General features: G+C 71.8%; 22 protein-coding genes, 1 tRNA gene and 1 pseudogene. 10 read left to right on the top strand and 14 right to left on the bottom strand.

Annotated features, from left to right (window positions below; translation table 11 throughout):
- Positions 1-76: 76 nt before the first annotated feature.
- The gene (locus ACZ50K_RS16820; protein ID WP_468903324.1) at positions 77-1225 is read left to right on the top strand and encodes an acyl-CoA dehydrogenase family protein; all 1149 of its coding nucleotides are present in this window, start codon (positions 77-79) and stop codon (positions 1223-1225) included.
- Positions 1226-1239: 14 nt separating this feature from the next.
- Here ACZ50K_RS16820 and ACZ50K_RS16815 read toward each other — a convergent pair whose 3' ends face one another.
- The 3 genes from ACZ50K_RS16815 to ACZ50K_RS16805 all read right to left on the bottom strand — a co-directional run bounded on the left by ACZ50K_RS16815 (position 1240) and on the right by ACZ50K_RS16805 (position 4011).
- On the bottom strand, positions 1240-1584 hold the full coding sequence (locus ACZ50K_RS16815; protein ID WP_468903322.1) for a rhodanese-like domain-containing protein: 345 nt from the start codon (positions 1582-1584) through the stop codon (positions 1240-1242).
- 97 nt (positions 1585-1681) lie between these two features.
- The gene (locus ACZ50K_RS16810) at positions 1682-2500 is read right to left on the bottom strand and encodes a J domain-containing protein (protein WP_468903320.1); all 819 of its coding nucleotides are present in this window, start codon (positions 2498-2500) and stop codon (positions 1682-1684) included.
- A gap of 113 nt (positions 2501-2613) precedes the next feature.
- Complete coding sequence (locus tag ACZ50K_RS16805) at positions 2614-4011, bottom strand: DUF2252 domain-containing protein (protein WP_468903318.1); 1398 nt, start codon at positions 4009-4011, stop codon at positions 2614-2616.
- Between the two features lie 149 nt (positions 4012-4160).
- Between ACZ50K_RS16805 and ACZ50K_RS16800 the strand changes: the two genes are divergently transcribed.
- A complete protein-coding gene (locus tag ACZ50K_RS16800; RefSeq protein WP_468903315.1) occupies positions 4161-5204 on the top strand; it encodes a glycoside hydrolase family 5 protein in 1044 nt (347 codons plus the stop codon).
- Positions 5205-5233: 29 nt separating this feature from the next.
- Here the strand turns inward: ACZ50K_RS16800 and ACZ50K_RS16795 are convergent, their stop codons facing one another.
- The 3 genes from ACZ50K_RS16795 to ACZ50K_RS16785 all read right to left on the bottom strand — a co-directional run bounded on the left by ACZ50K_RS16795 (position 5234) and on the right by ACZ50K_RS16785 (position 7847).
- On the bottom strand, positions 5234-5869 hold the full coding sequence (locus ACZ50K_RS16795; RefSeq protein WP_468903313.1) for a response regulator: 636 nt from the start codon (positions 5867-5869) through the stop codon (positions 5234-5236).
- Positions 5870-5949: 80 nt separating this feature from the next.
- Positions 5950-7629, bottom strand: coding sequence for a sensor histidine kinase (locus tag ACZ50K_RS16790; RefSeq protein ID WP_468903980.1), 1680 nt, complete (start codon positions 7627-7629; stop codon positions 5950-5952).
- A 135-nt stretch (positions 7630-7764) separates the two neighbouring features.
- A tRNA-Leu gene (locus tag ACZ50K_RS16785) sits at positions 7765-7847 on the bottom strand.
- 304 nt (positions 7848-8151) lie between these two features.
- On the opposite strand from ACZ50K_RS16785, the gene ACZ50K_RS16780 reads away from it, so the two are divergent.
- The 7 genes from ACZ50K_RS16780 to ACZ50K_RS16750 all read left to right on the top strand — a co-directional run bounded on the left by ACZ50K_RS16780 (position 8152) and on the right by ACZ50K_RS16750 (position 17501).
- Positions 8152-8994, top strand: coding sequence for an FhaA domain-containing protein (locus ACZ50K_RS16780; protein ID WP_468903310.1), 843 nt, complete (start codon positions 8152-8154; stop codon positions 8992-8994).
- A gap of 10 nt (positions 8995-9004) precedes the next feature.
- Positions 9005-9517, top strand: a complete 513-nt coding sequence (locus tag ACZ50K_RS16775) for an FHA domain-containing protein FhaB/FipA (protein ID WP_468903308.1) — start codon at positions 9005-9007, stop codon at positions 9515-9517.
- Between the two features lie 123 nt (positions 9518-9640).
- Positions 9641-11125: a PP2C family protein-serine/threonine phosphatase gene (locus ACZ50K_RS16770; protein WP_468903306.1), complete on the top strand. Its 1485-nt coding sequence runs from the start codon at positions 9641-9643 to the stop codon at positions 11123-11125.
- Positions 11126-11186: 61 nt separating this feature from the next.
- A complete protein-coding gene (locus ACZ50K_RS16765; RefSeq protein ID WP_468903303.1) occupies positions 11187-12623 on the top strand; it encodes an FtsW/RodA/SpoVE family cell cycle protein in 1437 nt (478 codons plus the stop codon).
- Positions 12620-14080, top strand: coding sequence for a peptidoglycan D,D-transpeptidase FtsI family protein (locus ACZ50K_RS16760; protein ID WP_468903301.1), 1461 nt, complete (start codon positions 12620-12622; stop codon positions 14078-14080). The genes ACZ50K_RS16765 and ACZ50K_RS16760 overlap by 4 nt, the downstream gene beginning before the upstream one ends.
- Before the next feature lie 173 nt (positions 14081-14253).
- Positions 14254-16314 (top strand): Stk1 family PASTA domain-containing Ser/Thr kinase, encoded by a 2061-nt coding sequence (pknB, locus tag ACZ50K_RS16755; protein ID WP_468903298.1) that lies wholly within the window; start codon positions 14254-14256, stop codon positions 16312-16314.
- Between the two features lie 143 nt (positions 16315-16457).
- Positions 16458-17501, top strand: a complete 1044-nt coding sequence (locus ACZ50K_RS16750) for a restriction endonuclease (RefSeq protein WP_468903296.1) — start codon at positions 16458-16460, stop codon at positions 17499-17501.
- Between the two features lie 25 nt (positions 17502-17526).
- Here ACZ50K_RS16750 and ACZ50K_RS16745 read toward each other — a convergent pair whose 3' ends face one another.
- From ACZ50K_RS16745 to ACZ50K_RS16720, 6 genes and pseudogenes are all read right to left on the bottom strand, one after another.
- Complete coding sequence (locus ACZ50K_RS16745; protein WP_468903294.1) at positions 17527-18285, bottom strand: class E sortase; 759 nt, start codon at positions 18283-18285, stop codon at positions 17527-17529.
- A gap of 12 nt (positions 18286-18297) precedes the next feature.
- Positions 18298-19128, bottom strand: a pseudogene (locus ACZ50K_RS16740) (class E sortase); the annotation flags it as partial.
- Entirely contained in the window at positions 19077-19715 is a 639-nt protein-coding gene (locus ACZ50K_RS16735; RefSeq protein WP_468903292.1) for an aminodeoxychorismate/anthranilate synthase component II, read from the bottom strand. The gene ACZ50K_RS16735 and the pseudogene ACZ50K_RS16740, both read right to left, overlap by 52 nt.
- Positions 19712-19888, bottom strand: coding sequence for a hypothetical protein (locus tag ACZ50K_RS16730; protein WP_468903290.1), 177 nt, complete (start codon positions 19886-19888; stop codon positions 19712-19714). Before ACZ50K_RS16730 ends, ACZ50K_RS16735 begins: the two co-directional genes overlap by 4 nt.
- A gap of 46 nt (positions 19889-19934) precedes the next feature.
- Positions 19935-20657 (bottom strand): class E sortase, encoded by a 723-nt coding sequence (locus tag ACZ50K_RS16725; RefSeq protein WP_468903288.1) that lies wholly within the window; start codon positions 20655-20657, stop codon positions 19935-19937.
- Between the two features lie 16 nt (positions 20658-20673).
- Positions 20674-21513: a DUF881 domain-containing protein gene (locus ACZ50K_RS16720; protein WP_468903286.1), complete on the bottom strand. Its 840-nt coding sequence runs from the start codon at positions 21511-21513 to the stop codon at positions 20674-20676.
- Positions 21514-21605: 92 nt separating this feature from the next.
- Between ACZ50K_RS16720 and crgA the strand changes: the two genes are divergently transcribed.
- The gene (gene crgA / locus ACZ50K_RS16715) at positions 21606-21860 is read left to right on the top strand and encodes a cell division protein CrgA (protein ID WP_468903284.1); all 255 of its coding nucleotides are present in this window, start codon (positions 21606-21608) and stop codon (positions 21858-21860) included.
- A gap of 199 nt (positions 21861-22059) precedes the next feature.
- On the opposite strand, the gene ACZ50K_RS16710 is transcribed toward crgA, so the two are convergent.
- Positions 22060-22896 carry a rhomboid family intramembrane serine protease gene (locus ACZ50K_RS16710; protein ID WP_468903282.1) on the bottom strand — a complete coding sequence of 279 codons (837 nt, stop codon included), beginning with the start codon at positions 22894-22896 and terminating at the stop codon, positions 22060-22062.
- A gap of 36 nt (positions 22897-22932) precedes the next feature.
- Positions 22933-23460, bottom strand: coding sequence for a peptidylprolyl isomerase (locus ACZ50K_RS16705; protein ID WP_468903280.1), 528 nt, complete (start codon positions 23458-23460; stop codon positions 22933-22935).
- Positions 23461-23643: the final 183 nt, after the last annotated feature.

The following is a 23643-nucleotide window of genomic DNA, read 5'->3' as shown; positions in this document are numbered from 1 at the left end:
AAATTTCCAGAACCTGTTCTATCTTGACGGCCCGTCAGAGCGTGATGGCGGCAGGGCCCGGCAGGGAGGACAGGCAGTGGACTTCACCTTCACCGAGGAACAGCAGGCGGCCGTCGAAGCGGCGAAAGCGGTCTTCGCGGACGTCGCCCCCGACGGTGTGCCCAGCCCCGCGCTCACCCCGGGCGCGGTCGCCGAGGAGTTCGACCGCCCGCTGTGGGCCCGGCTGGCCGGCTCGGACCTGATCGGGCTGGTGCTCTCCGAGGAGCACGGCGGTGCCGGGCTGGACGCCATCGCCCTGTGCCTGGTGCTCCGCGAGTCCGCGAAGGTGCTGGCCCGGGTGCCGCTGCTGGAACACTGCGCCACCGCCATGGCGGTGCAGGCCCACGGCTCCCCCGAGCTGGCCGCCGCACTGCTGCCCGGCGCCGCCGGCGGCCGACTGGTCCTGACCGTCGCCTCGAACGGCCGGACCGGCCACGACCCGGCCGAACTGGCGGTCACCGCCGTCCGGGACGGCTCCGACTGGCTACTCGACGGCGTCCAGACCGCCGTCCCCTGGGCGCACGGCGCCGACTGGATCGCCGTCCCCGCGCACACCGGCGAGGGGGACGCGGTCCTGGCGCTGGTGGAGCGCTCCGGTGCCGGGCTCACGCTGGCCGACCAGTACTCCACCAGCGGGGAACGGCTGGCCGAGCTCACCCTGGACTCGGTGCGGGTCCCGGCCGACCGGCTGATCACCACCCCCGGGGCCTGGGAGCAGCTCCGGCTGCTGCTGGCCACCGGCACCTGCGCCCTGGCCCTGGGGCTGGGCGAGGCGGTCCTCGGCATGACCGCCGAGTACACCGGCAAGCGGGAGCAGTTCGGGTTCCCGGTGGCCACCTTCCAGGCGGTCGCGGTCCAGGCCGCCGACCGGTACATCGACCTGCGCGCCATGGAGGTCACCCTCTGGCAGGCCGCCTGGCGGCTGGACGCCGAAGGCGGCGCGGGCGGGGCCGGCGGGCCGCTGCCGCCCGCCGGTGATGTGGCGGTGGCCAAGATCTGGGCCTCGGACGGGGTGCGGCGGGTCGTGCAGACCGCCCAGCACCTGCACGGCGGCTTCGGCGCCGACACCGACTACCCGCTGCACCGCTACCACGCCTGGGCCAAGCAGCTGGAGCTGGCGCTGGGCCCGGCCGCCGCCCACGAGGAGGCCCTGGGCGACCTGCTGGCCGCCCACCCCCTCACCTGAGCGGTGCGGCAGGTTCAGATCACGGTGCCGGGGGCGCCCGCGGTGTCGACGACCGGGCGGCCCGCGGCCTCCCACACCTGCATACCGCCGTCCACGTTCGCCGCGTCCACGCCCTGCTGCACCAGGTACTGGGTGACCTGCGCGGACCGGCCGCCGACCCGGCACATCACGTGCACCCGGCGGCCGTCCGCGACCGCCTCGGTGAGCTCGCCGAACCGGGCCACGAACTCGCTCATCGGGATGTGCAGCGCGCCCTCGGCGTGACCGGCGGCCCACTCCTCGTCCTCGCGGACGTCGAGGATGAAGCTCTCCGGGGTCAGCTCGTCGACACCGACCGTGGGAAGCGTGCCGAAGTTCATGCTGTGTCGCCTTCTACTCGTCGCGTTGCGCTCGTCGCGTTGCGCTCGTCGCGGGGGCGGGGTGTTCCCGGCCGCGCCGCCACGGTACCCGCTCGGCTCACTCCGCGGCGGTCAGCTCCGCCAGCTCGGCCTCGCGCTCGGACACCTGCGCCAGCAGCTGCTCGGCGATCTCCTCCAGCAGCCGGTCCGGGTCGTCGGGGGCCATCCTGAGCATCGCCCCGATCGCGCTGTCCTCCAGCTCCCGGGCCACCAGCGCCAGCAGCTCCCGCCGCTGGTCCAGCCACTCCAGCCGGGCGTAGAGCTCCTCGGCCTCGCTCGGTCCGGCCTCCGTCGGCTGCGGGCCGGCCGCCCACTCCTCGGCCAGTTCGGCCAGCAGGTCCTCGTCGCCCCGCGCGTAGGCCGCGTTCAGCTTCACCAGGAAGGCGTCCCGGCGGGTGCGCTCCTCCTCGTCCTGGGCCAGGTCGGGGTGCGCCTGCCGGACCAGCTCCCGGTACAGCCGGCGGGCCTCCTCGGAGGGCCGGACCCGCTCCGGGGGCGCGACCGGCCGGTCGGTGAGCATGGCCGCCGCGTCGTCGGCGACCCCGTCGGAGTCCATCCAGCCGTGGAACAGCTCGTCCACCCCGGGCATCGGCATCACCAGGGCGCGCGCCTCACGGGCCCGCCGCAGGTCCTCCTCGTCCCCGGAGCCGGCCGCCCTGGCCTCGGCGATCAACGCGTCCAGCTCGTCGAGCCGGGTGTACATCGGGCCGAGTTTGCGGTGGTGGAGCCGGGAGAAGTTCTCGACCTCCACCCGGAAGGTCTCCACCGCGATCTCGAACTCGATCAGCGCCTGCTCGGCCGCGCGCACGGCCCGTTCCAGCCGCGCCTCGGGGCGCTCCGCGCCCGCCTCGCCCTCGGGGACAGTCTGCTCGCTCACCCGCCCAGCCTAGGGGGTGCCGGCACCGGTCACGGCGCCCCCACCCGGGCCCGCCGGCGCCCGGCCCGCCCCCTGGAACCCGCCAGACCGTCCCCGACCGCCCCCGGACCGGCTCAGACGCCCTCCTCCGCCGCGATCCGCCCCGACCGGATCGCCGCCACCAGGTCCGCGTGGTCGGCCTCGGTGCGGTCCGCGTAGGCCACCGCGAAGGCGGCCACCGCCTCGTCCAGCTCGTCGTTCTTGCCGCAGTACCCGGCCAGCAGCCGCGGGTCCGCGCTGTGCGCGTGCGCCCGCGCCAGCAGCGCCCCGGTCATCCGGCCGTAGTCGTCCATCTCGTCCGGGGCCAGCGCCGCCGGGTCCACGCTGCCCTTGCGGTTGCGGAACTGCCGCACCTGGAAGGGCCGGCCCTCGACCGTGGTCCAGCCCAGCAGGATGTCGGAGACCACCTGCATCCGCTTCTGCCCGGCCACCACCCGCCGGCCCTCGTGGACCGCCGGGCCGCGGTCGAAGCCCTCCGGCAGGTGCGGCAGCAGCACCGAGGGCCGTGCCTCCTTCACCTGGAGGACCAGCGGCTCGCCCCGGTGGTCGAGCAGCAGCACCACATAGCTGCGGGTGCCCACGCTGCCGGTGCCGACCACCCGGAAGGCCACGTCGTGGATCGTGTACCGGGCCAGCAGCGGCAGCCGGTCGGCCTGCACGGTGCCCAGGTACTCGTCCAGGGAGGCGGCGACCGCCGCCGCCTCGCTGTCGCCGACCCGGCGGAGCACCGGCAGCGCGTCGACGAACCGGCGGCCGCCGTCCCCGTCGGCCTCGGTGGACTTGGCCGCGAACCGCGCGCTGGTGTTGTTGCGGGCCTTCTCCGAGACCCGGGCCAGGGTGCCCAGCAGGTCCCGGGCGTCGGTGTGCGAGACGAGTTCCTCGTCCGCGATGGCGTTCCAGGCGTCCAGGGCGGGCAGCCGGGCCAGCAGCCGCATGGTGCGCCGGTAGGCGCCCACCGTGTCCCGGGCCGCCGACCGGCAGGTGTCCTCGTCGGCGCCCACCACCCGGCCGGCCAGCACCAGGGAGGTGGCCAGCCGCTTCAGGTCCCATTCCCAGGGCCCGAACACGGTCTCGTCGAAGTCGTTGAGGTCGATGACCAGCCGGCCGCGGGCGTCCCCGTAGAGGCCGAAGTTCGCGGCGTGCGCGTCCCCGCACAGCTGCGCGCCGACCCCGGTCACCGGGGTGCCCGCCAGGTCGTGGGCCATCAGTCCGGCCGCCCCGCGCAGGAAGGCGAAGGGGTTCGCCGCCATCCGGCCCACCCGTATCGGGGCCAGTTCCGGCACCCGGCCGTGGTTGGACTCCTCCACCGCCCGGACCGCGTCCGGCCGGTCCGCGGCGGGCTCGAACCGGGCGTGCGCGGCCCGGGGCACCCGGGTCCGCAGGGCCTGGCCCGCGTCCTTCGGCGATCCGGCCGCCGTCCCGCGCGGTGCGAATCCCGTGACGGCCGGAATCCGCTGCTCCGCCGCTGTCACCTGTGCCGTCTCCACCGCTGCCGCCCCCGCTCCGATCACGTCCGTGTGCGTGGATGACCGTACAGACCCTTGCAGGGCCACGGAAGAGACTGATATCCCATGACAGTTAGGAAAGTTTCCTAACCCGACTCCCCTTCCGGAGGCCCCCCATGAGTCGTCGCTTAAAGGCAGCCGCCACCGGGCTGACCGCCACCGCACTGCTCGCCGCTCTCTCCCTCGGCGGCACCCCCGCGACCGCCGCCCCCAAGGCCACCACCCCGGCCGGGATCAACGGGCAGCTGACCGTCTGCGGGACGAAGCTGTGCAACAAGTACGGCAAGCCGATCCAGCTGCGCGGAATGAGCAGCCACGGCACCCAGTGGTACGCGCAGTGCCTCACCGGCCCCTCGCTGGACGCCCTGGCGAACGACTGGAAGGCCGATGTCCTGCGGGTCTCCACCTACGTCCAGGAGGACGGCTACGAGACCGACCCCCGGAAGTTCACCGACCTCGCCCACTCCCTCATCGAACAGGCCACCGCCCGCGGCATGTACGTGATCGTGGACTGGCACATGCTCGACCCGGGCGACCCGCACTACAACCTGGCCCGCGCCAAGACCTTCTTCAAGGAGATCGCGACGCGCCACAAGGCGAAGACCAACCTGCTCTACGAGATAGCCAACGAGCCCAGCGGGGTCTCCTGGTCCCGCGTCAAGTCCTACGCGGAGCAGCTGATCCCGACGATCCGGGCGGTCGACCCGGAGGCCCCGGTCCTGGTCGGCACCCGCGCCTGGTCCTCGCTCGGCGTCTCGGACGGCGCGAACGAGAGCGAGGTGGTCAACAACCCGGTGAACGCGGCCAACATCATGTACACCTTCCACTTCTACGCGGCCTCGCACCGCACCGAGTACCTGAACGCACTGACCCGGGCCGCCGACCGGATCCCGCTGTTCGTCACCGAGTTCGGCACCCAGGACTACGCCGGCGAGGGCGCCAACGACTTCACCATGACCCAGAAGTACCTGGACCTGCTGGCCGCCAAGAAGATCAGCTGGGTCAACTGGAACTTCTCCGACGACGAACGCTCCGGCGCCGTCTTCAAGCAGGGCACCTGCGACGCGGGCGGCCCCTGGACCGGGACCTCCCGGCTGAAGCCGGCCGGCGTCTGGATCCGCGACCGGATCCGGACCGCCGACTCCTTCCCCACCTCATGACCCCCTGACCCCGACGCGCGGGACGCCGGCTACAGCCCGGCGTCCCGCGCCAACAGGGCGGCCTGCACCCGGTTCTCGCACTCCAGCTTCGCCAGGATCCGGCTCACATAGGTCTTCACCGTGGCCTCGCTCATATGCAGCCGGCGCCCCGCGTCCGCGTTCGACAGGCCCTCGCCCAGCAGCGCCAGCACCCCGCGCTCCCGCTCGCTCAGCTCCGCCACCCGGCGCCGCGCCTCCTCGCCGCGCGCCGCCGCCTTCCCCGAGGCCAGCTGGTCCACCACGTGCCGGGTCGCCGCGGGCGACAGATAGGCGTCACCGGCCGCCGCCGCCCGCACCGCCCCGATCAGCTCGGCCGGCGCCGAGTCCTTCAGCAGGAACCCGGCCCCGCCCTGGCCCAGCGCCCGCAGCACGTTCTCCTTCTCCCCGAAGGTGGTGAGGATCAGCGCCCGCGCCGAGGGCACCGCCCGGCGCAGCTCGCCCAGCGCCGTCAGCCCGTCCAGCACCGGCATCTGGATGTCCAGCAGCACCACGTCCGGCTGGTGGGCCAGCGCCAGGTCCACCGCCTCGCGGCCGTTGCCGGCCTCCGCGACCACCTCGATCTCCGGGTCCGAGGTCAGGATCATCCGGATCCCGGCCCGGATCAGCGGCTCGTCGTCGGCGATCACCACCCGCACCGCACGCCCCGCGGCCCGACCGGACCGCGCCCCGGCGCCCGTGCGCCCCGCTCCGCCTGTTTCCACTCCCGCTACCGCCTGATCTCGTACGCCTGCTTCTCGACGAGCTTGCCGTCCTTGAAGCAGAAGCGGAACACCGGCTCGTCCGCCAGGCTGGAGCCCGACTCGGTGGACATCAGCACCAGGCAGGAGGTGCCCTCCGGCCTCGGCGGGCCGCCGTCGTGCAGCCCCGGGGTGAAGACGCTGTCCCCACTCGGCAGCCGGTCCCGGACCTCCTGCTCGGCCATCCCCACCCGGACCCCGTCGTACTCGGAGCGGTCGATCATCCCCTCGGTCACCGAGGACAGCACCAGCACCACTCCGGCACCGAGCACGATCACCAGCAGCACCACCGCCGCGAAGGCGATCCCGCAGCCCAGCGCGAACCCGCCGGCCCTGCTGCGGCGGCCGAACACCAGCTCGCGGTCGACCGCCGGCCAGTCCGCCGCCGGCGCCCCGAGCGGCACCGGCGCCTGCTGCCGGAAGTCGTCGGCGACCCCCGGCCGCAGCCCGGGCCCGGCGGTCTCGGCCCCGTACGGAAGCACCCCGGCCACCCGGAAGCCGCCCCCGTCCACCGGCCCGGCGTGCACCATCCCGCCGACCAGCCGGGCCCGTTCGCGCAGCCCGGTCAGGCCCTGCCCGCCGGACACCACCTCGCCGGCGGCCGGGCCGGCGGCCGGCCCGTTGGCGATCTCCACCACCAGCGAGTCGTCCTCGTACCGCAGTTCCACCGAGATCGGCGCCCCCGGCGCGTGCTTGTAGGCGTTGGTCAGCGCCTCCTGCACGATCCGGTACGCGGCGTGGTCGCAGGCCGGGGCCAGCGGCCGCGGCCCGCCCACCCGGTTCAGCGCCACCTCGGTGCCCGCCGCCCGGGCCGCGGCCACCACCCCGTCGATCCCGGCGACCCCGCGGGCGACCTGCTCGTCCTCCCCGGCCGGGGCCTCCACCCCGTCCCGCAGGATGCCGACCACCTCGCGGAGCTCGTGCATGGCCGACACCGAGGCCTGCCGCAGCACCCCGACCGCCCCCCGCTGCCGGTCCGTCAGCTCCCGGTCCACCTCCAGGGCGCCGGTGTGCACCGAGATCAGCGCCAGCTGGTGCCCCAGGCTGTCGTGCATGTCCTGGGCGATCCGCTGCCGCTCCCGCAGCCGCGCCTGCCCCGCCACCATCGCCCGCTCCCGCATCAGCTGGGCGTTGCGCTCCTGGAGGGCGTGCAGCAGGGTCCGCCGCTGGGACCAGTAACGGCTGGCCAGGCCCGGGGTCAGCACCATCGCCAGGTACATCAGCGTGACGAAGACGACCAGCAGCAGCGGCCGGGACCAGGACCAGTCCACCGCCAGCGAGCCGCCCACGTACAGCAGGAAGGACAGCGCGAACACGCCCACCGCCCGGCCGGTGCCGACGATCCGGCGGCCCGCCGACCAGCCCGCCACCAGGCTGACCAGCAGGGTTCCCGGCAGCACCGCGCTGAGCAGGCTGGCGGCCAGCAGGGTGGACGCGGGCAGCCGGCGGCGCAGCAGCACCAGCGCCAGCACGGCGAGCGCGCTCGCCGTCTTCCGCAGCCAGCCCCCGCCGTCGAGTTCCTCCACCCCGAATCCGATGAGTACCATCACGGCCACCGCGACCAGGTCCCCGGCCAGCGCCCGCCGGGTCCACCGCTCCGGACCCCGCAGCCAGTCCCAGCCGGCCTGCGCCCTCGCCCTCACCGTCACATCCACCCGGCCGACCCTAGGCAACTCCGGCCGCCGGCCGCCGTCCTCTTTCGTCGCGCCCCCGGAGACGAAAGTCGTACGGCGCACAACGAAGAACCCCCGATCCGGATCTCTCCGAATCGGGGGTTCAATCTGTGGGCGAGGGGGGATTTGAACCCCCACGTCCCGAAGGACACTGGCACCTGAAGCCAGCGCGTCTGCCGTTCCGCCACTCGCCCGAGCAGCGTCCCAGTGGTTCTTCCCTTGCGGGCCGTTCCCCTGGCGACATCGGAACACTAACACGATGACGAGGGAGGATTGAAATCGCTTTCCCGGGGGCACCGGCAGCCGTCGGGGACGGCCCCTCCCGCACCTGCCGTCCGGTGCGGGACACTGTCCGGGGGCCACCCCTACGATCCCTAGTGAGGAGCAACACTCCTCGCCGCGGGGCAGGAGGGGAACCAGCCGAATCCCCCACGCGTGGATACGATCAGTAAGCAGTACAGGGCGACAGCGACGGAACAGCAACGGAGGAGGTGCCCCATGGGAGTCCTGAAGCGGTTCGAGCAGCGACTCGAAGGTCTGGTGAACGGCACCTTCGCCAAGGTGTTCAAGTCCGAGGTCCAGCCCGTGGAGATCGCCGGCGCGCTCCAGCGCGAGTGCGACAACAACGCCACGATCTGGAACCGCGAGCGGACCGTCGTCCCCAACGACTTCATCGTGGAGCTCTCGGCCGGCGACTACGAGCGGCTCAGCCCGTACTCGGGGCAGCTCGGCGACGAGCTCGCGGGCCTCGTCCGCGACTACGCCAAGCAGCAGCGGTACACCTTCATGGGCACCATCAAGGTGCACCTGGAGAAGGCCGAGGACCTCGACACCGGCCTCTACCGGGTCCGCAGCCGCACCCTGGCGTCCTCCACCTCCCAGCCGCAGGCCCCCCAGCACCCGCAGGGCCAGGGCCAGCCGCCGCAGGGACAGGGCCAGGGACGGCCGGGAGGCTACGGCTACCCGCCGGCCGCGGCCCCGCCGATGCCCAGCGCGCCGCCGCCCGGCGGCGCCCAGCACCGCACCGGCGGCCCCGCCCCCGTACCCTCCGGTGGCGCGGGCACGCGCCGCTGGATCGAGATCAACGGCACCCGCCACCAGATCTCGCGCCCGACGCTCGTACTCGGCCGAAGCACCGAAGCCGACGTGCGGATCGACGACCCCGGCGTCTCCCGCCGGCACTGTGAGATCCGGACCGGAACGCCCTCGACGATCCAGGATCTCGGGTCCACCAACGGCATCGTGGTGGACGGGCAGCACACCACCCGCGCTACGCTCCGCGACGGCTCGCGGATCGTCGTGGGTTCCACCACCATCATTTACCGGCAAGCCGAAGGGTGAAGCGGGGGCAATGTCAGAGCTGACCCTGACGGTCATGCGGTTGGGTTTCCTGGCCGTTCTGTGGCTGTTCGTCATCGTGGCCGTCCAGGTCATCCGCAGCGACCTCTTCGGGACCCGCGTGACCCAGCGCGGATCCCGGCGCGGCGGCGGCGCGGACACCCGCGCCCAGAACCAGCCGGCCGGGCGGCCCGCCGCGGGCGCGCCCCCGCAGCAGCGCCAGCGGCGCGGCGCACCCACCAAGCTCGTCGTCTCCGAAGGCACCCTCACGGGCACCACGGTCACCCTGCAGGGGCAGACCATCACCCTCGGCCGGGCCCACGACTCGACGATCGTGCTGGACGACGACTACGCCTCCAGCCGCCATGCCAGGATCTACCCCGACCGTGACGGCCAGTGGATCGTCGAGGATCTCGGGTCCACCAACGGCACGTATCTCGACCGGACCCGGCTGACCACCCCGACGCCCATCCCACCGGGCGCCCCGATCCGCATCGGCAAGACCGTCATCGAGCTGCGGAAGTAGTACGAGAATGAGCGAGCGGAGCGAGCGAGCCGCAGCAGCCGGCGCGCTCCCGACCGGAGGGTGGGCAGTGTGGCTCGTCGAGACCGGTTGTACCCGGAGTCGGCGTCGAGTGGGCAGGTGCGCATGAGTCTGTCCCTGCGATTCGCGGCCGGTTCGCACAAGGGCATGATCCGCGAGGGGAACGAGGACTCCGGCTACGCCGGGCCCCGCCTCCTCGCCATCGCCGACGGCATGGGCGGCCAGGCCGCGGGCGAGGTCGCCTCCTCCGAGGTGATCTCCACCCTGGTGCAGCTCGACGACGACGTGCCCGGATCCGACATCATCACCGCCCTCGGCGTGGCCGTGCAGCGCGCCAACGACGTGCTGCGCGTCATGGTCGAGGAGGACCCGCAGCTGGAGGGGATGGGCACCACCCTGACCGCCCTGCTGTGGACCGGGCAGCGGCTGGGCCTGGTGCACGTCGGGGACTCCCGCGCCTATCTGCTGCGCGACGGCGTCCTCACCCAGATCACCCAGGACCACACCTGGGTGCAGCGGCTGGTCGACGAGGGCCGGATCACCGAGGAAGAGGCCACCACCCATCCGCAGCGCTCGCTGCTGATGCGCGCCCTGGGCAGCGGCGAGCACGTGGAACCGGACCTCTCCATCCGCGAGGTCCGGGCCGGCGACCGCTATCTGATCTGCTCCGACGGGCTCTCCGGGGTGGTCTCCCACCAGACCCTGGAGGAGACCCTCGCCGACTACCACGGCCCGCACGAGACCGTGCAGTCGCTGATCCAGCTGGCCCTGCGCGGCGGCGGCCCCGACAACATCACCTGCATCGTCGCCGACGTCCTCGACACCGACAGCGGGGACACCCTCGCCGCCCAGCTCAACGACACCCCCGTGGTGGTCGGGGCGGTGGCCGAGAACCAGCACCAGCTGTTCGACGGCGGCAACGCCATGCAGACCCCCGCGGGCCGCGCCTCCGGCCTCGGCCGGCAGGGCCGGCCGCCCGCCCAGGGCGCCTTCGGGCCGCCCGGCAGCGGCGAGGGCCACAACGGCTACGGCGACACCGGCCCCGAGGGCTACGGGGACGCGGGCGCCGGCGGCGGCTACGGCACCTTCGGGGAACCGGAGGCCTACGCCGCCGACCCCGACTACGACGACACCTACGACCACCCGAGGCGGCGGCGCGGCAAGGGCTCCCGCTGGGTGGGCCGCTCACTGATCACGCTGCTGGCCCTCGGGGTCGTCGGCGGCGGTCTGTACGCGGGCTGGCGCTGGACCCAGACCCAGTACTTCGTCGGGGTCAAGGACGGGCACGTGGCCCTCTTCCGGGGCATCAGCCAGGACCTCGGTCCGCTGAACCTGTCCAAGGTCGAGACCGACCGGCCGGACATCGAGCTGAAGCACCTGCCGCCGTTCAAGAAGAAGCTGGTCGAGGCCACCATCAGCGAGAGCACGCTGGAAGGCGCCCGCCAGAAGATCGACGAACTCGCCGTCCAGGCCTCCGCCTGCAAGAAGGACGAGATCCGGCGGACCGCCGAAACGAACAAGCAGCCGCCGCCCGCGGACAGCGCGCTGACTCCGGAGGAACAGCAGCGCGTCGGCGTGTGCGGGAAGTAACAGCAGCAGCGGCAGAGGCGGCAGAGGACGTCACACGCGGGCACAGGGGGCCCGTCACATCATGAGCGTAGTCACCAACACGACCACCATCGGCGCCATCGAGCTGCCGAGCCGGCGCAACACCGAGCTGATGCTGCTCGGGTTCGCGGTGGTCATCACGATCTTCGCCTACGCCAATGTGGGCCTGGCCATCGACGGCAAACTGCCGCCCGGCATGTTCGTCTACGGGCTGGCGCTCGCCGCCGTGGCCGGCGTCGCCCACCTCGTGGTCCGCCGCTACGCCAAGTACGCCGACCCGCTGCTGCTGCCGCTCGGCGTGCTCCTCAACGGCCTCGGCCTGGTGCTGATCTGGCGGCTGGACCAGTCCGAGCGGCTGCAGAACCTCGCCAAGCGGTCCTACGGGGCGTTCACCCCGTCCGCGCCCAACCAGATGATCTACACGGCCCTGGGCATCGCCCTGTTCGCGGGCGTGCTGCTGGTCCTGAAGGACCACCGGGTGCTCCAGCGGTTCACCTACATCTCGATGGCCGCCGCCCTGGTGCTGCTGATCCTGCCGATCATCCCGGGGCTGGGCGCCGACGTGTTCGGCGCCAAGATCTGGATCAGGGTCGGCGGGTTCTCCATCCAGCCCGGCGAGTTCGCGAAGATCGTCCTGGCGGTGTTCTTCGCCGGCTACCTGATGGTCAAGCGCGACGCCCTGGCCCTGGCCTCCCGCCGCTTCATGGGCCTCTACCTGCCGCGCGGCCGCGACCTCGGCCCGATCCTGATGATCTGGGCGATGAGCCTGCTCATCCTGATCTTCGAGAACGACCTCGGCACCTCCCTGCTGTTCTTCGGCATGTTCGTGATCATGCTGTACGTGGCCACCGAGCGGACCAGCTGGATCGTCATCGGCCTGCTGATGTCCGTGGGCGGCGCCGTGGTCGTCGCCTCCTTCTCCGGACACGTCGAGGCCCGGGTGAACGCCTGGCTCGACCCCTTCGGCTGCTGGGGCCGCGGCGGCCTCGACGCCGGCGCCTGCGAGCAGGTCGCACAGTCGATCATGAGCTACGGCTCGGGCGGGGTCCTCGGCTCCGGCTGGGGCCAGGGCAAGTCCGACCTGATCGGCTTCGCCGCCAACTCCGACTTCATCTTCTCCACCGTCGGCGAAGAGCTCGGCCTGGCCGGTGTGATGGCCTTCCTCCTGCTCTACGGCCTGATCATCGAGCGCGGCGTACGCACCGCCCTGGCCGCCCGCGACCCCTTCGGCAAGCTCTTCGCGATCGGCCTCTCCGGCGCCTTCGCCCTGCAGATCTTCGTGGTCGCCGGCGGTGTGATGGGCCTCATCCCGCTCACCGGCATGACCATGCCCTTCCTCGCCTCCGGCGGCTCCTCCGTCCTAGCGAACTGGGCCCTCATCGGCATCCTCATCCGGATCAGCGACACCGCACGCCGCCCCGCCCCGGCCCCCGCACCGTCCCCCGACTCCGAGATGACCCAGGTGGTCCGCCCGTCATGAACAAGCCCCTGCGCCGCATCTCGATCTTCTGCGGGCTGCTCATCCTCGCGCTGCTGATCCGCACCAACTGGCTCCAGTACGTCCAGGCCGAGGACCTCTCCACCCGCAAGGAGAACCGCCGGGTCCAGATCGCCCAGTACGCCCAGGAACGCGGCAACATCATCGTCCAGGGCAAGGCGATCACCGGGTCCGCGGTCACCGACGGCAGCGACTACAAGTACAAGCGGACCTACCTCGACGGCCCCATGTGGGCCCCCGTCACCGGCTACGCCTCGCAGGCCTTCGGCTCCACCCAGCTGGAGTCCCTGGAGGACGGCATCCTCACCGGCAACGACGACCGGCTGTTCTTCGACCGCACCATCGGGATGTTCACCGGGGACAAGAAGCAGGGCGGCAACGTCGTCACCACCCTGAACGCCGCCGCCCAGAAGGCCGCCTTCGACAAGCTGGGCAACCGCAAGGGGGCCGTCGCCGCGATCGACCCGCGGACCGGCGCCATCCTCGCCCTGGTCTCCACCCCCTCCTACGACCCCTCGTCCTTCGCCGGAAACTCCAACAAGGACGGCAAGGCCTGGTCGGAGCTGAAGGACAGCAAGGACAAGAACCTGGTCAACCGGGCCCTGCGGGAGACCTACCCGCCCGGCTCCACCTTCAAGGTGGTCACCGCGGCCGCGGCCCTGGAACACGGGGTGGTCACCGACATCAACGCCCCCACCGACACCCCCGAGCCGTACATCCTGCCCGGCACCCGCACCCCGATGGTCAACCACGCCAAGGGCTGCGAGAAGGCGAGCCTGAACTTCGCCCTCGAAGTGTCCTGCAACTCCGTGTTCGCCAACCTCGGCGACAAGGTGAAGCGGGACAACATGGTCGAGACGGCGGAGAAGTTCGGCTTCAACAACGAGAAGATCGACACCCCGGTCCGCGCCTTCGCCAGCGTCTACGACAAGAACATGAGCCGCGACGGCAACGCCCAGAGCTCCATCGGCCAGTTCAACACCGCCGCCACCCCGCTCCAGATGGCCATGGTCGCCGCGGCCGTCGCCAACGACGGCAAGCTGATGAAGCCGTACATGGTGCAGGAGCGCACCGCCCCCAACCTGGACGTCATCGACCGGCACGAGCCGGACGAGATGAGCCGCCCGATGAGCGCCGAGACCGCCCAGAAGGTCCAGGAGATGATGATCAACGTCGTCGAGAAGGGCACCGGCGGCAACGCGAAGATCAAGGGCGTCAAGGTCGGCGGAAAGACCGGTACCGCCCAGCACGGCGAGAACAACAAGAAGCGCCCGTACGCCTGGTTCATCTCCTACGCCGACACCGGCGAGGAGTCCCCGGTGGCCGTCGCCGTGGTCATCGAGGACAGCGCCGCCGAGCGCGACGACATCAGCGGTGGCGGACTGGCCGCACCGGTGGCCAAGGCCGTGATGGAAGCGGTGCTCAAGAACCGCGGCTGAGGCGGATACCGGCCACGGCCGGGACCGGACCGGCGAGCGCAGACTGTACCGGTCCGGTATCGGCCTGTGGTCGCGAACCGATCTCCCCCGATCGGCCGGTAGCCTTTGCGCGAACAGCACACCGCCGGACCACACACGGGTGCGGTCGGGACTGACGGAGAGGGCTGGAAGTTATGGAAGAGCCGCGTCGCCTCGGCGGCCGGTACGAGCTGAGCCACGTGCTCGGCCGCGGTGGCATGGCCGAGGTCTACCTCGCCCACGACACCCGGCTCGGCCGTACCGTCGCAGTCAAGACCCTGCGCGCCGACCTCGCACGCGACCCGTCCTTCCAGGCCCGGTTCCGCCGCGAGGCCCAGTCGGCCGCCTCGCTGAACCACCCGGCGATCGTCGCGGTCTACGACACCGGCGAGGACTACGTCGACAACATCTCCATCCCGTACATCGTGATGGAGTACGTCGACGGGTCGACCCTGCGCGAGCTCCTGCACTCGGGCCGCAAACTGCTGCCCGAGCGCACCCTGGAAATGACCATCGGCATCCTCCAGGCCCTCGAATACTCCCACCGGGCCGGCATCGTCCACCGCGACATCAAGCCGGCCAACGTGATGCTGACCCGCACCGGCCAGGTCAAGGTGATGGACTTCGGCATCGCCCGCGCCATGGGCGACTCCGGCATGACCATGACGCAGACCGCCGCGGTCATCGGCACCGCCCAGTACCTCTCCCCGGAGCAGGCCAAGGGCGAGCAGGTCGACGCCCGGTCCGACCTCTACTCCAGCGGCTGCCTGCTCTACGAGCTGCTGACGGTCCGGCCCCCGTTCGTCGGCGACTCCCCGGTGGCGGTGGCCTACCAGCACGTCCGGGAAGAGCCCCAGCCCCCCTCGAACTTCGATGCCGAGATCACGCCCGAGATGGACGCCATCGTCCTGAAGGCACTGGTCAAGGACCCCGACTACCGGTACCAGTCGGCCGACGAGATGCGCGCCGACATCGAGGCCTGCCTCGACGGCCAGCCGGTCGCCGCCACCGCCGCGATGGGCGCCGCCGGCTACGGCTACCCCGACCCCAACGGCACCTACGGGCACGGCCACGGCCACGGGCACCAGGGCTACGACCAGCCCACCACCGCCCTGCGCACCGCCGAGCCCGGCCAGACCTCGATGATGCCCCCGATGCCCCCCGGCGACGGCGGCTACTACCCCGACCAGGGCTACGACCAGGGCGGCCCGCGCCGCCGCCAGAAGAAGAGCAGGGCCTCCACGGTGCTGCTCGTCGCGGCGGGCATCCTGGTCCTGGTCGGCGCCATCCTGATCGGCCGCTCGCTGTCCGGCAACGGCGCGGACAACCGGCCCACCGTGCCCAAGCTGGCCGGCCTCAGCTTCGAGGACGCCTCCCGGAACGCGGGCAACATCGGGCTCAAGGTGGTCAAGGAGGCCGAGGAGCCCTGCCCGGACCAGGACAAGAACCTGATCTGCTCGCAGAACCCGGAACCGGGCACCCGCCTGGACAAGGGCGAGGAGATCAAGGTCAAGGTCTCCACCGGTGCGCCCAAGGTCCAGCTGATCGACATGGTCGACTCCGACGCGGACACGGCGGAGGCCCGGCTGAAGGAGCTCGGCTTCGTCGTCGAGCGCAAGACCGAGGAGTCCAGCCGCACCCCGGGCATCGTCCTCAAGCAGAGCCCGCAGGCCGGCAGCCAGGTCGCCAAGGGGTCCACGGTCGTCCTGACGGTCTCCCGGAAGCCCTCCAAGGTGATCGTCCCGGACCTGAAGGGCCTGTCGGTCGCCGAGGCGCGCAAGAAGCTCCAGGAGAACGACCTCAAACTGGGCAGCACCACCGAGGTCGAGTCCACGGAGAAGGAGAAGTCCGTCATCGGCCAGAGCGAGCCGGCCGGCTCCGAGGTCTCCCCGGACACCGTGGTCAACGTGGAGATCGCCAAGGCCGCGGCCGAGGTCGAGGTCCCGCAGCTGCTCGGCCGGACCCTCGCCGAGGCCCGGGTGCTGCTTCAGGAGAAGGGCCTGTCGCTCGGCCAGGTCATCAACGGCGGCCCCTCGGACGACAACGCCCGGATCACCGGCACCTCGCCCAACGTCGGCCAGAAGGTCCCGCCGAATTCCACCGTGAACGTGGCCACCTTCGGCGGCGACCCGAACAACGGCGGCAATGGAAACGGCGGCAACGGCGGGGACAACGGAAACAACGGGGACAACTCCGGCTGGTTCGACTTCGGCTGATCCTGACCCTTCCTCACCTTTACCGGAAGCCCGGTCCCCACTTTTCGGGGGCCGGGCTTCCGGCGTTACCGCATATGCCACCGGCTCGTTGGGCCAAATGGGGTGGGATATCAGGTTCCGCCCCGGAAGGGTGGGAAACGACCATGATCGACGAATCGGTACTCCTGGAGTCCAGGACCCTGCGCAGCGGCATCGCGGAGCGCACGGAGGTGCTGGACCGGGTGAAGGCCCTGACGATGCTGCCGGACGACCTGCACGTGACCACGGAGATGGTGGCGGCGTACTACGAGGTTCCGGTGAAGGCAGTCCGTTCCCTGGTGATCGACCACCGCGAGGAACTGGAGGCCAGCGGGTACCACACGCTGACCGGCGCCCCACTGAGCGCCTTCAAGGCGCTCAGTGGGGTTCAGACCCGCGCCCGCTCGCTCGCGCTGTTCCCCCGACGGGCCGTCCTCAACGTGGGAATGCTCCTCCGCGACAGCGAAACCGCACGTCAGGTGCGTACCTACCTCCTCGACGCCGAGTTCTCCACACACGCACAGCCTGTGGATAACTCCGCGAGCTCTGTCCACAGCCCCGCCCGCTCCCCCTGGGAGGAGATCGGCGAGCGGATCGAGGCGCAGCTCGACGGGCGGACCGGGCGGGTGTTCCGGACCGCGGTGACCCCGATGCTGAACGCCCTCGTCGAGACCTCCGGGGAGCACCGCAGGGAGCTGCTCTCGCTCCGCGGGGACGTGGACCTGATCCAGGAGCACATCGACCGCCACGAGCGCGCCCGGGGCGTCCCCGCGCCCTCCGGGGCGCTGGCCGCCGTCGAGGCGATGGACGCGCAGCGGTTCACCCACCACGTGGCCGGGCTGCTGCGCCGGGACGGCTGCACCGAGGTGCTCGTGTACGGCGGTCAGGGCGACCGCGGGGTCGCCATCGGGGCCCGTACCGCGGACGGCCGCCGGGTGGCCGTCCAGTGCGCCGCGTACGCCCCGCTGAGGCATGTGCTGAGCGCCGAGATGGAGCGGTTCCTGGGGGCCGCCAAGGTGCTGCACCGGGCCGAGGTGGCCCTCTACGCGGCGCCCTGTTCCTTCACCCAGGAGGCGCTGGCCATGGCCGCCGAGGGCGGGGTCACCGCCGTGCACCGCGAGCTGCTGGCGGCCTGGTCCGGCGGGGCCCCGCTGCAGGTGCTGCGCTAGCGGACCGGGCGGGGGCGGCGGCGGGTCAGCGGAGTTCGGCGGGCGGGGTGCGGGCCGCGTCCACCCGCTCGGTGCGGGTCAGTTCGCCCCACACGATGTACCGGTACTTCGAGGTGTAGACCGGGGTGCAGGTGGTCAGGGTGATGTAGCGGCCGGCCTTGGTCCGGCCGGATTCCCTCGGCACCGGGGACAGCACGTCCACGTTGTACTTCGAGGTCTGCCGCAATTCCGCGAACACCTTGTAGACGTACCAGGTGTCCTTCGTCTCGAAGACGATCGGATCGCCGGTCCGCAGTTTGTGGATGTTGTGGAATTTCGCCCCGTGCCCGTCCCGGTGGGCGGCCAGGGAGAAATTGCCGGAGGCGTCCCACGGCAATGCGGATTTCACCGGTTCCGTGTAATAGCCGGCCACCCCGTCGTTCAGCACACCGGGGGAGGTGCCCGGTTTCACCAGCACCTCGTCGTCGTCCATCGCGGGCACGTGCAGGAAGCCGATCCCGTCGGCCGTGTCCAGCTCCCCCGGGGCGGCCGGGCCCGCGGCGGGCGGCGGAGCGGTGTCGCCGGCCAGCCACTGCTCGCGGACGGCGTCGCCGCGCGCCGCCGCGGTCCGGTCGGCCAGGACATTGGTCCACCACAGCGAGTAGGCCACGAACAGGCCGAGCACCAGCCCCGCGGTGATCAGCAGCTCGCCCAGCAGGCCCAGCACCGCCGCGAGCCGGTGCCGGCGCCGTCCGGCACGTCCGCGCTCCTGGTCGGCTGCGGTGGCTGCGTCGGCACGTGGCACGGGGGCGGTCCTCTACGGGCTGGTGAGCGCGGGCGGGGGGCCCTGGCTCCGGGGGCGTTCGTCGACCATCCTGCCCCATACGACCATCCGGTAGGTGCTGGTGAACTCCGGGGTGCAGGTGGTCAGGGTGATGTACCGGCCGGGGCCGGTGAACCCGGAGCCGGCCGGCACCGGGGCGATCACCGCCACGTTGGCGGGGGAGGTCTGCGGCAGCGTGGCGGCCGTCTCGTAGGTGTAGTAGGCGTCCCGGGTCTCCACCACGACGGGGTCCCCGGGCCGCAGCCGGTTGATGTACCGGAAGGGTTCGCCGTGGGTGTTGCGGTGCCCGGCGAGCGCGAAGTTCCCCTGCCGGTCGGAGGGCATCGCCGTCTTCAGGGCGCCCTCCGCGTAGTGCCCGACCATGCCCCGGTCGAGCACCTCGGGCTTGCTGGTGCCCTCCGCCACCGGGACCTTCACGTCCAGGGTGGGCAGGTACAGGATGGCGAAGCCCTCGCCGGGGGAGAACGCGGTGGGCGCCGGGGCCGGGGCGGCCGCCGCCCGGTCCCAGTCCTGCCGGAGCGAGCCCGCGGCCCCGTCGGCCTGCCGGTGCGCGAGCACGTTGGTGTACCAGAGCTGGTAGGTGACGAAGAGGAGCATCAGCAGGCCGAGGGTGATGAAGAGCTCCCCGACCGCCCGGCCGGCGATCACCAGCGGGCCGCCCCGGCGCCGCCGGCGGGCCCGTCTGGCCGCCTCCTGGGCAGCCCTGCGCCGCGCGGCCCGGCCCCCGGAGGGCACGGGCGGCGCGTACGCGGTCACGCGAGGGCCTTGCCCACCACCGGGGCCAGCCCCACCGAGCGCTCCACGGCTCCGGCGTCACCGCAGCGGACCAGCCAGTTCGCGAGCATCCGGTGGCCCCACTCGGTGAGCACCGACTCGGGGTGGAACTGCACGCCCTCCACGTCGTGCTCCCGGTGGCGCAGGCCCATGATGATGCCGTCCTCGGTCCAGGCGGTCACCTGGAGCTCCTCGGGGACCGTCAGGGGCTCCGCCGCCAGCGAGTGGTAGCGGGTGGCCGTGAAGGGCGACGGAAGGCCCTGGAAGACCCCCAGGCCCTCGTGGGAGACCGGGGAGGTCTTCCCGTGCAGGAGCTCGGGCGCGCGGCCCACCACGCCCCCGTAGGCGACCGCCATGGACTGCATGCCCAGGCAGACGCCGAAGACCGGGACCCCGGTGCCCGCGCAGTGCCGGACCATGTCCACACAGACGCCGGCCTCCTCCGGGGTGCCCGGGCCGGGGGACAGCAGCACGCCGTCGAAGCCGTCCTGGGCGTGGGCCAGCTCCACCTCGTCGTTGCGCAGCACCTCGCACTCGGCACCGAGCTGGTAGAGGTACTGGACCAGGTTGAAGACGAAGCTGTCGTAGTTGTCCACAACCAGAATGCGCGCGCTCACGGATTGGCTCCCGATCCCTCGTCGACTGTCACATCGTTGAACGGGAGAAGCGGCTCGGCCCACGGGAAGACGTACTGGAACAGCACAAACACCACGGCCAGCACGAGGGCCAGGGAGATCAGCGCGCGAATCCACGCGTTCCCCGGCAGATGCCGCCAGATCCAGCCGTACATGACGCCCGTCGTCCTTCCCGTACCCCCCGTGCGTTACCGGAACAGACTAGAGGCTGGTGCCGCGCACCGGCCTTGTCTCGGTCAGTTCCGCCCACACGATAAGGCGGTGGCTGTGTCCCCACTCCGGATCGCAGGTGGTGAGTGTCAGGTAGCGGCCGGGGGCGGTGAACGGCGAGCGGCGCGGGACCGGTGCCACCACCCCGGTGTCGGTGGGCAGGGTGCGCAGCGGCCGGTTGCGGACGGTGTACGTGTAGCGGGCGGTGCCGTCCTTCACGACCACGGCGTCCCCGGGCCGCAGGGCGGGGAAGTCCTTGAAGGGGTCGCCGTAGGTGCGCCGGTGGCCGGCCACCGCGAAGTTGCCGGTGCGGCCGGGCAGGGCGCTGCCCTCGTAGTGTCCGAGGCCCTTCTTCAGGAGGTCGGTTCCGGTGCCCTCCAGCACCGGCTTGACCCAGTCCGGGCCGAAGCGGGGGATGGACATCTCGGCGAAGGCCAGTCCGCGCGGGGGGCCCGCGGCGGGCCGGCCGGGGTCGGGCCGGCCGGGGTCGGGCCGGCCGGGGTCGGGCCGGCCGGGGTCGGGCCGGCCGGACGCAGCGGGCCCGGTCGGTGCGGGGGCCGGTGCGGCGGCGGCCGCCCAGCGCTCGCGCAGCCGCTCCATCTCCCCGTCCATCGCCCGGTCGGCCTTGACCCCGGTCCACAACAGGACGTACGCCACGAACAGCACGATCAGCGTGCCGGCCGTCAGGCACAGCTCGCTGAGGGTCCGCACCACCAGGCGGACGGCGGCCTCACGACGGGCTCCGGGTCCCTCCGGCGTCCCCCGCGTCCCCCGTGTCCGTGGTGCCGGATCCCGTCGGATCGGCCGTGCCCACCGGCTTCGCATAGTGGAGGTCCACTGTGCCCGAGTAGCCGGGCAGAGTCACCGCCCTGTGCCGGTCGACTTTCCAGCCCAGGCCGTACGCGTTCACGTAGAGCTGGTAGTTCTGCAGGGCCGGGGAGGCGGCCAGGGCCTTCTCCAGCGCGCCCGGGTCGCCGACCGCGGTCACCTTGTACGGCGGGGAGTAGACGCGGCCCTGGAGGATCAGGGTGTTCCCGACGCAGCGGACCGCGCTGGTGGAGATCAGCCGCTGGTCCATCACCTGGATGCCCTCGGCGCCGCCCTGCCAGAGGGCGTTGACCACGGCCTGCAGGTCCTGCTGGTGGATGACCAGGTCGTTGGGCTGGGGTTCGGGCACGTTGGGGATGCGGGCGGTGGCGCCAGGCGGGGCATCGTTGAGGGTCACGGTGAGGCCCTTGCCGGAGAGCTCCTCGGTGCCGGCCTCGGTGCGCAGGGCGGCGAGCCGGGCGTCCTCGGCGCGGGTGCTGCCGTCGTCGCGGTCGGCGAGGGCGTCGACCTCCCGGCGGACGGCCGCGGTGCCCTCCTCCAGGGCCTTGTTGTCCTGGGACCGCTGGTGGATCAGGTCGGAGAGCTTCAGCAGCGAATCGTCCGTGCGGATGTTCGTACCCTTGGAGGTGTTGAAGCTGGTCACGAAGATCAGCCCGGCCAGGGCGAACACGGCGGCGGTCAGCAGCCGGACCGGCCTGGCCCGGCGACGGGGACCCGCGGAGGAGTCGTCGGAATTGCTCAACGTACCCTTCTCCTTCAACACGCCGAAGACCCACTACGCTAACTGACGCCCGGGGGAGGCAGATCCCCAGCGCATCGACAGGAGAGCCCCTCGTGCCGAAGTCACGTATCCGCAAGAAGGACGACTACACCCCGCCGCCCGCCAGGCAGGCGCAGGCGATCAAGCTGACGAACCGCAGCTGGGTGGCCCCGGTGATGCTGGCCCTGTTCCTGATCGGTCTGGCCTGGATCGTCGTCTTCTATGTGACCGACACCCAGCTGCCGGTCGAGGCCCTGGGCAACTGGAACATCGTGGTCGGCTTCGGGTTCATCGCGGCGGGGTTCGGCGTCTCCACGCAGTGGAAGTAGCTCCGCGCGGACCGCTGCGCAAGTTCTCCCCTTAGTTATCCACAGCGCTATCCACACCTGAGGAAAAGATACGAAGGTCTGTGGATAAGTAATCGGTGGCCCACGGTTGACGCCGGTCTGATCTTCGGCGGGACCGTGGGCCGGCGGTACCCCGGGGGCCGCCCGGCGGGGCGGCCCGGGCGCCTGCTCCGGGAGCCGCTCAGGGGGTCAGCTCGGCCGTCCTGAGGACGATCACCGCGGCCGAGGCCAGGAACACCAGCACCCCCGCCGCCCACTGCACCAGCACCCGGCTCCGGTGCCCGGAGGTGGGCCACACCATCCCGGCGCCGACCACCGCTCCCGCGACCAGGCCGCCGATGTGGGCCTGCCAGGACACCCCGGCCGGGATGAAGGTCATCGCCAGCATCAGGGCGAGCATCCCGGCCACCGGCCGCATGTCGTACCGCATCCGCCGCATCAGCACCGCGGTGGCGCCGAACAGTCCGAACACCGCGCCCGAGGCGCCCAGGGTGGCCACGTTCGGTGCGCTCAGCCAGTACACCAGGGCGCTGCCGGCCAGCCCGGACAGCAGGTAGACGGTCAGGTACCGGGCCCGGCCCAGGGCGGCCTCCAGCGGACCGCCCACCACCCACAGGCCCAGCATGTTGCTGCCGATGTGCCACCACTCCTGGTGCAGGAACACCGAGGTCAGCAGCCGGTAGTACTCGCCGGTGGACACCCCCTCGACCGGGCCGCCCTCGTAGGCGCGGAACCGGCCCAGCAGCTCCAGGTCCAGCAGCAGCGCCGGGTTGGCCAGCACCAGCAGGAACACCGCCGCGTTGATCCCCATCAGGACCTTGGTGACCAGATGGGGGTCCCCGGCGGTCAGCGGGGCTCCCGCGACCGTGCGCGGCACCGCGGCCGGCGCCCCGCGCACGCACTCCGGGCACTGGTAGCCCACCGAGGCGCTGATCATGCAGTCGGGGCAGATCGGCCGCTCGCAGCGGGTGCAGCGGATCCCGGTCTCGCGTTCTTGGTGCCGGTAGCAGGTGTCCATCGGTTCCCTCGGTCGGCGGCGCGGGGCCGGGAGTGCTCAGACCTCTCGGATGATCACGCTCTCCAGGACCACGTCCTCCACCGGGCGCTCGGTCCGCGGGTTGGTGGGCAGCTTGGCGATCGCGTCGACCACGGCCTGCCCGGCCTTGTCGGCGACCCTGCCGAAGATCGTGTGCTTGCGGGTCAGCCAGGCGGTCGGGGCGACGGTGATGAAGAACTGGGAGCCGTTGGTGCCCGGCCCGGCGTTCGCCATGGCCAGCAGGTAGGGCTCGGTGAAGGCGAGGTCGGGGTGGAACTCGTCGGCGAACTGGTAGCCCGGACCGCCCATCCCGTTGCCCAGCGGGTCGCCGCCCTGGATCATGAACCCGCTGATGACCCGGTGGAAGACGGTGCCGTCGTAGAGCGGGTCGGTGGTCTTCTGGCCGTCGCTGGGGCGGGTCCACTCCCGCTTGCCGGTGGCCAGCTCGGTGAAGTTGCGGACCGTCTTGGGGGCGTGGTTCGGCAGCAGCTCGATCTCGATGTCGCCGTGGTTGGTCTTCAAGGTGGCGTGGAGCTTCGCGGCCACGGGTCTGCCTTCCCTCGTCATCACTGTCGGTTCCCGATCCTCGCACGGCGTGCCGCAGGGTCAAGAAATCGCCCGATTCGGCCACTCGTATGCCCTGTCGCGCATGCCGGACGGAGGTTTGACAGGCATGATCCGACAAAGGGTGGAAAGGTGACCTGTGTCCGCCACCGAGGAGGAGGATCC

This window comes from Streptomyces sp. NPDC033845 (assembly GCF_055576225.1).
This window is presented reverse-complemented; position numbering and strand designations above follow the sequence as displayed.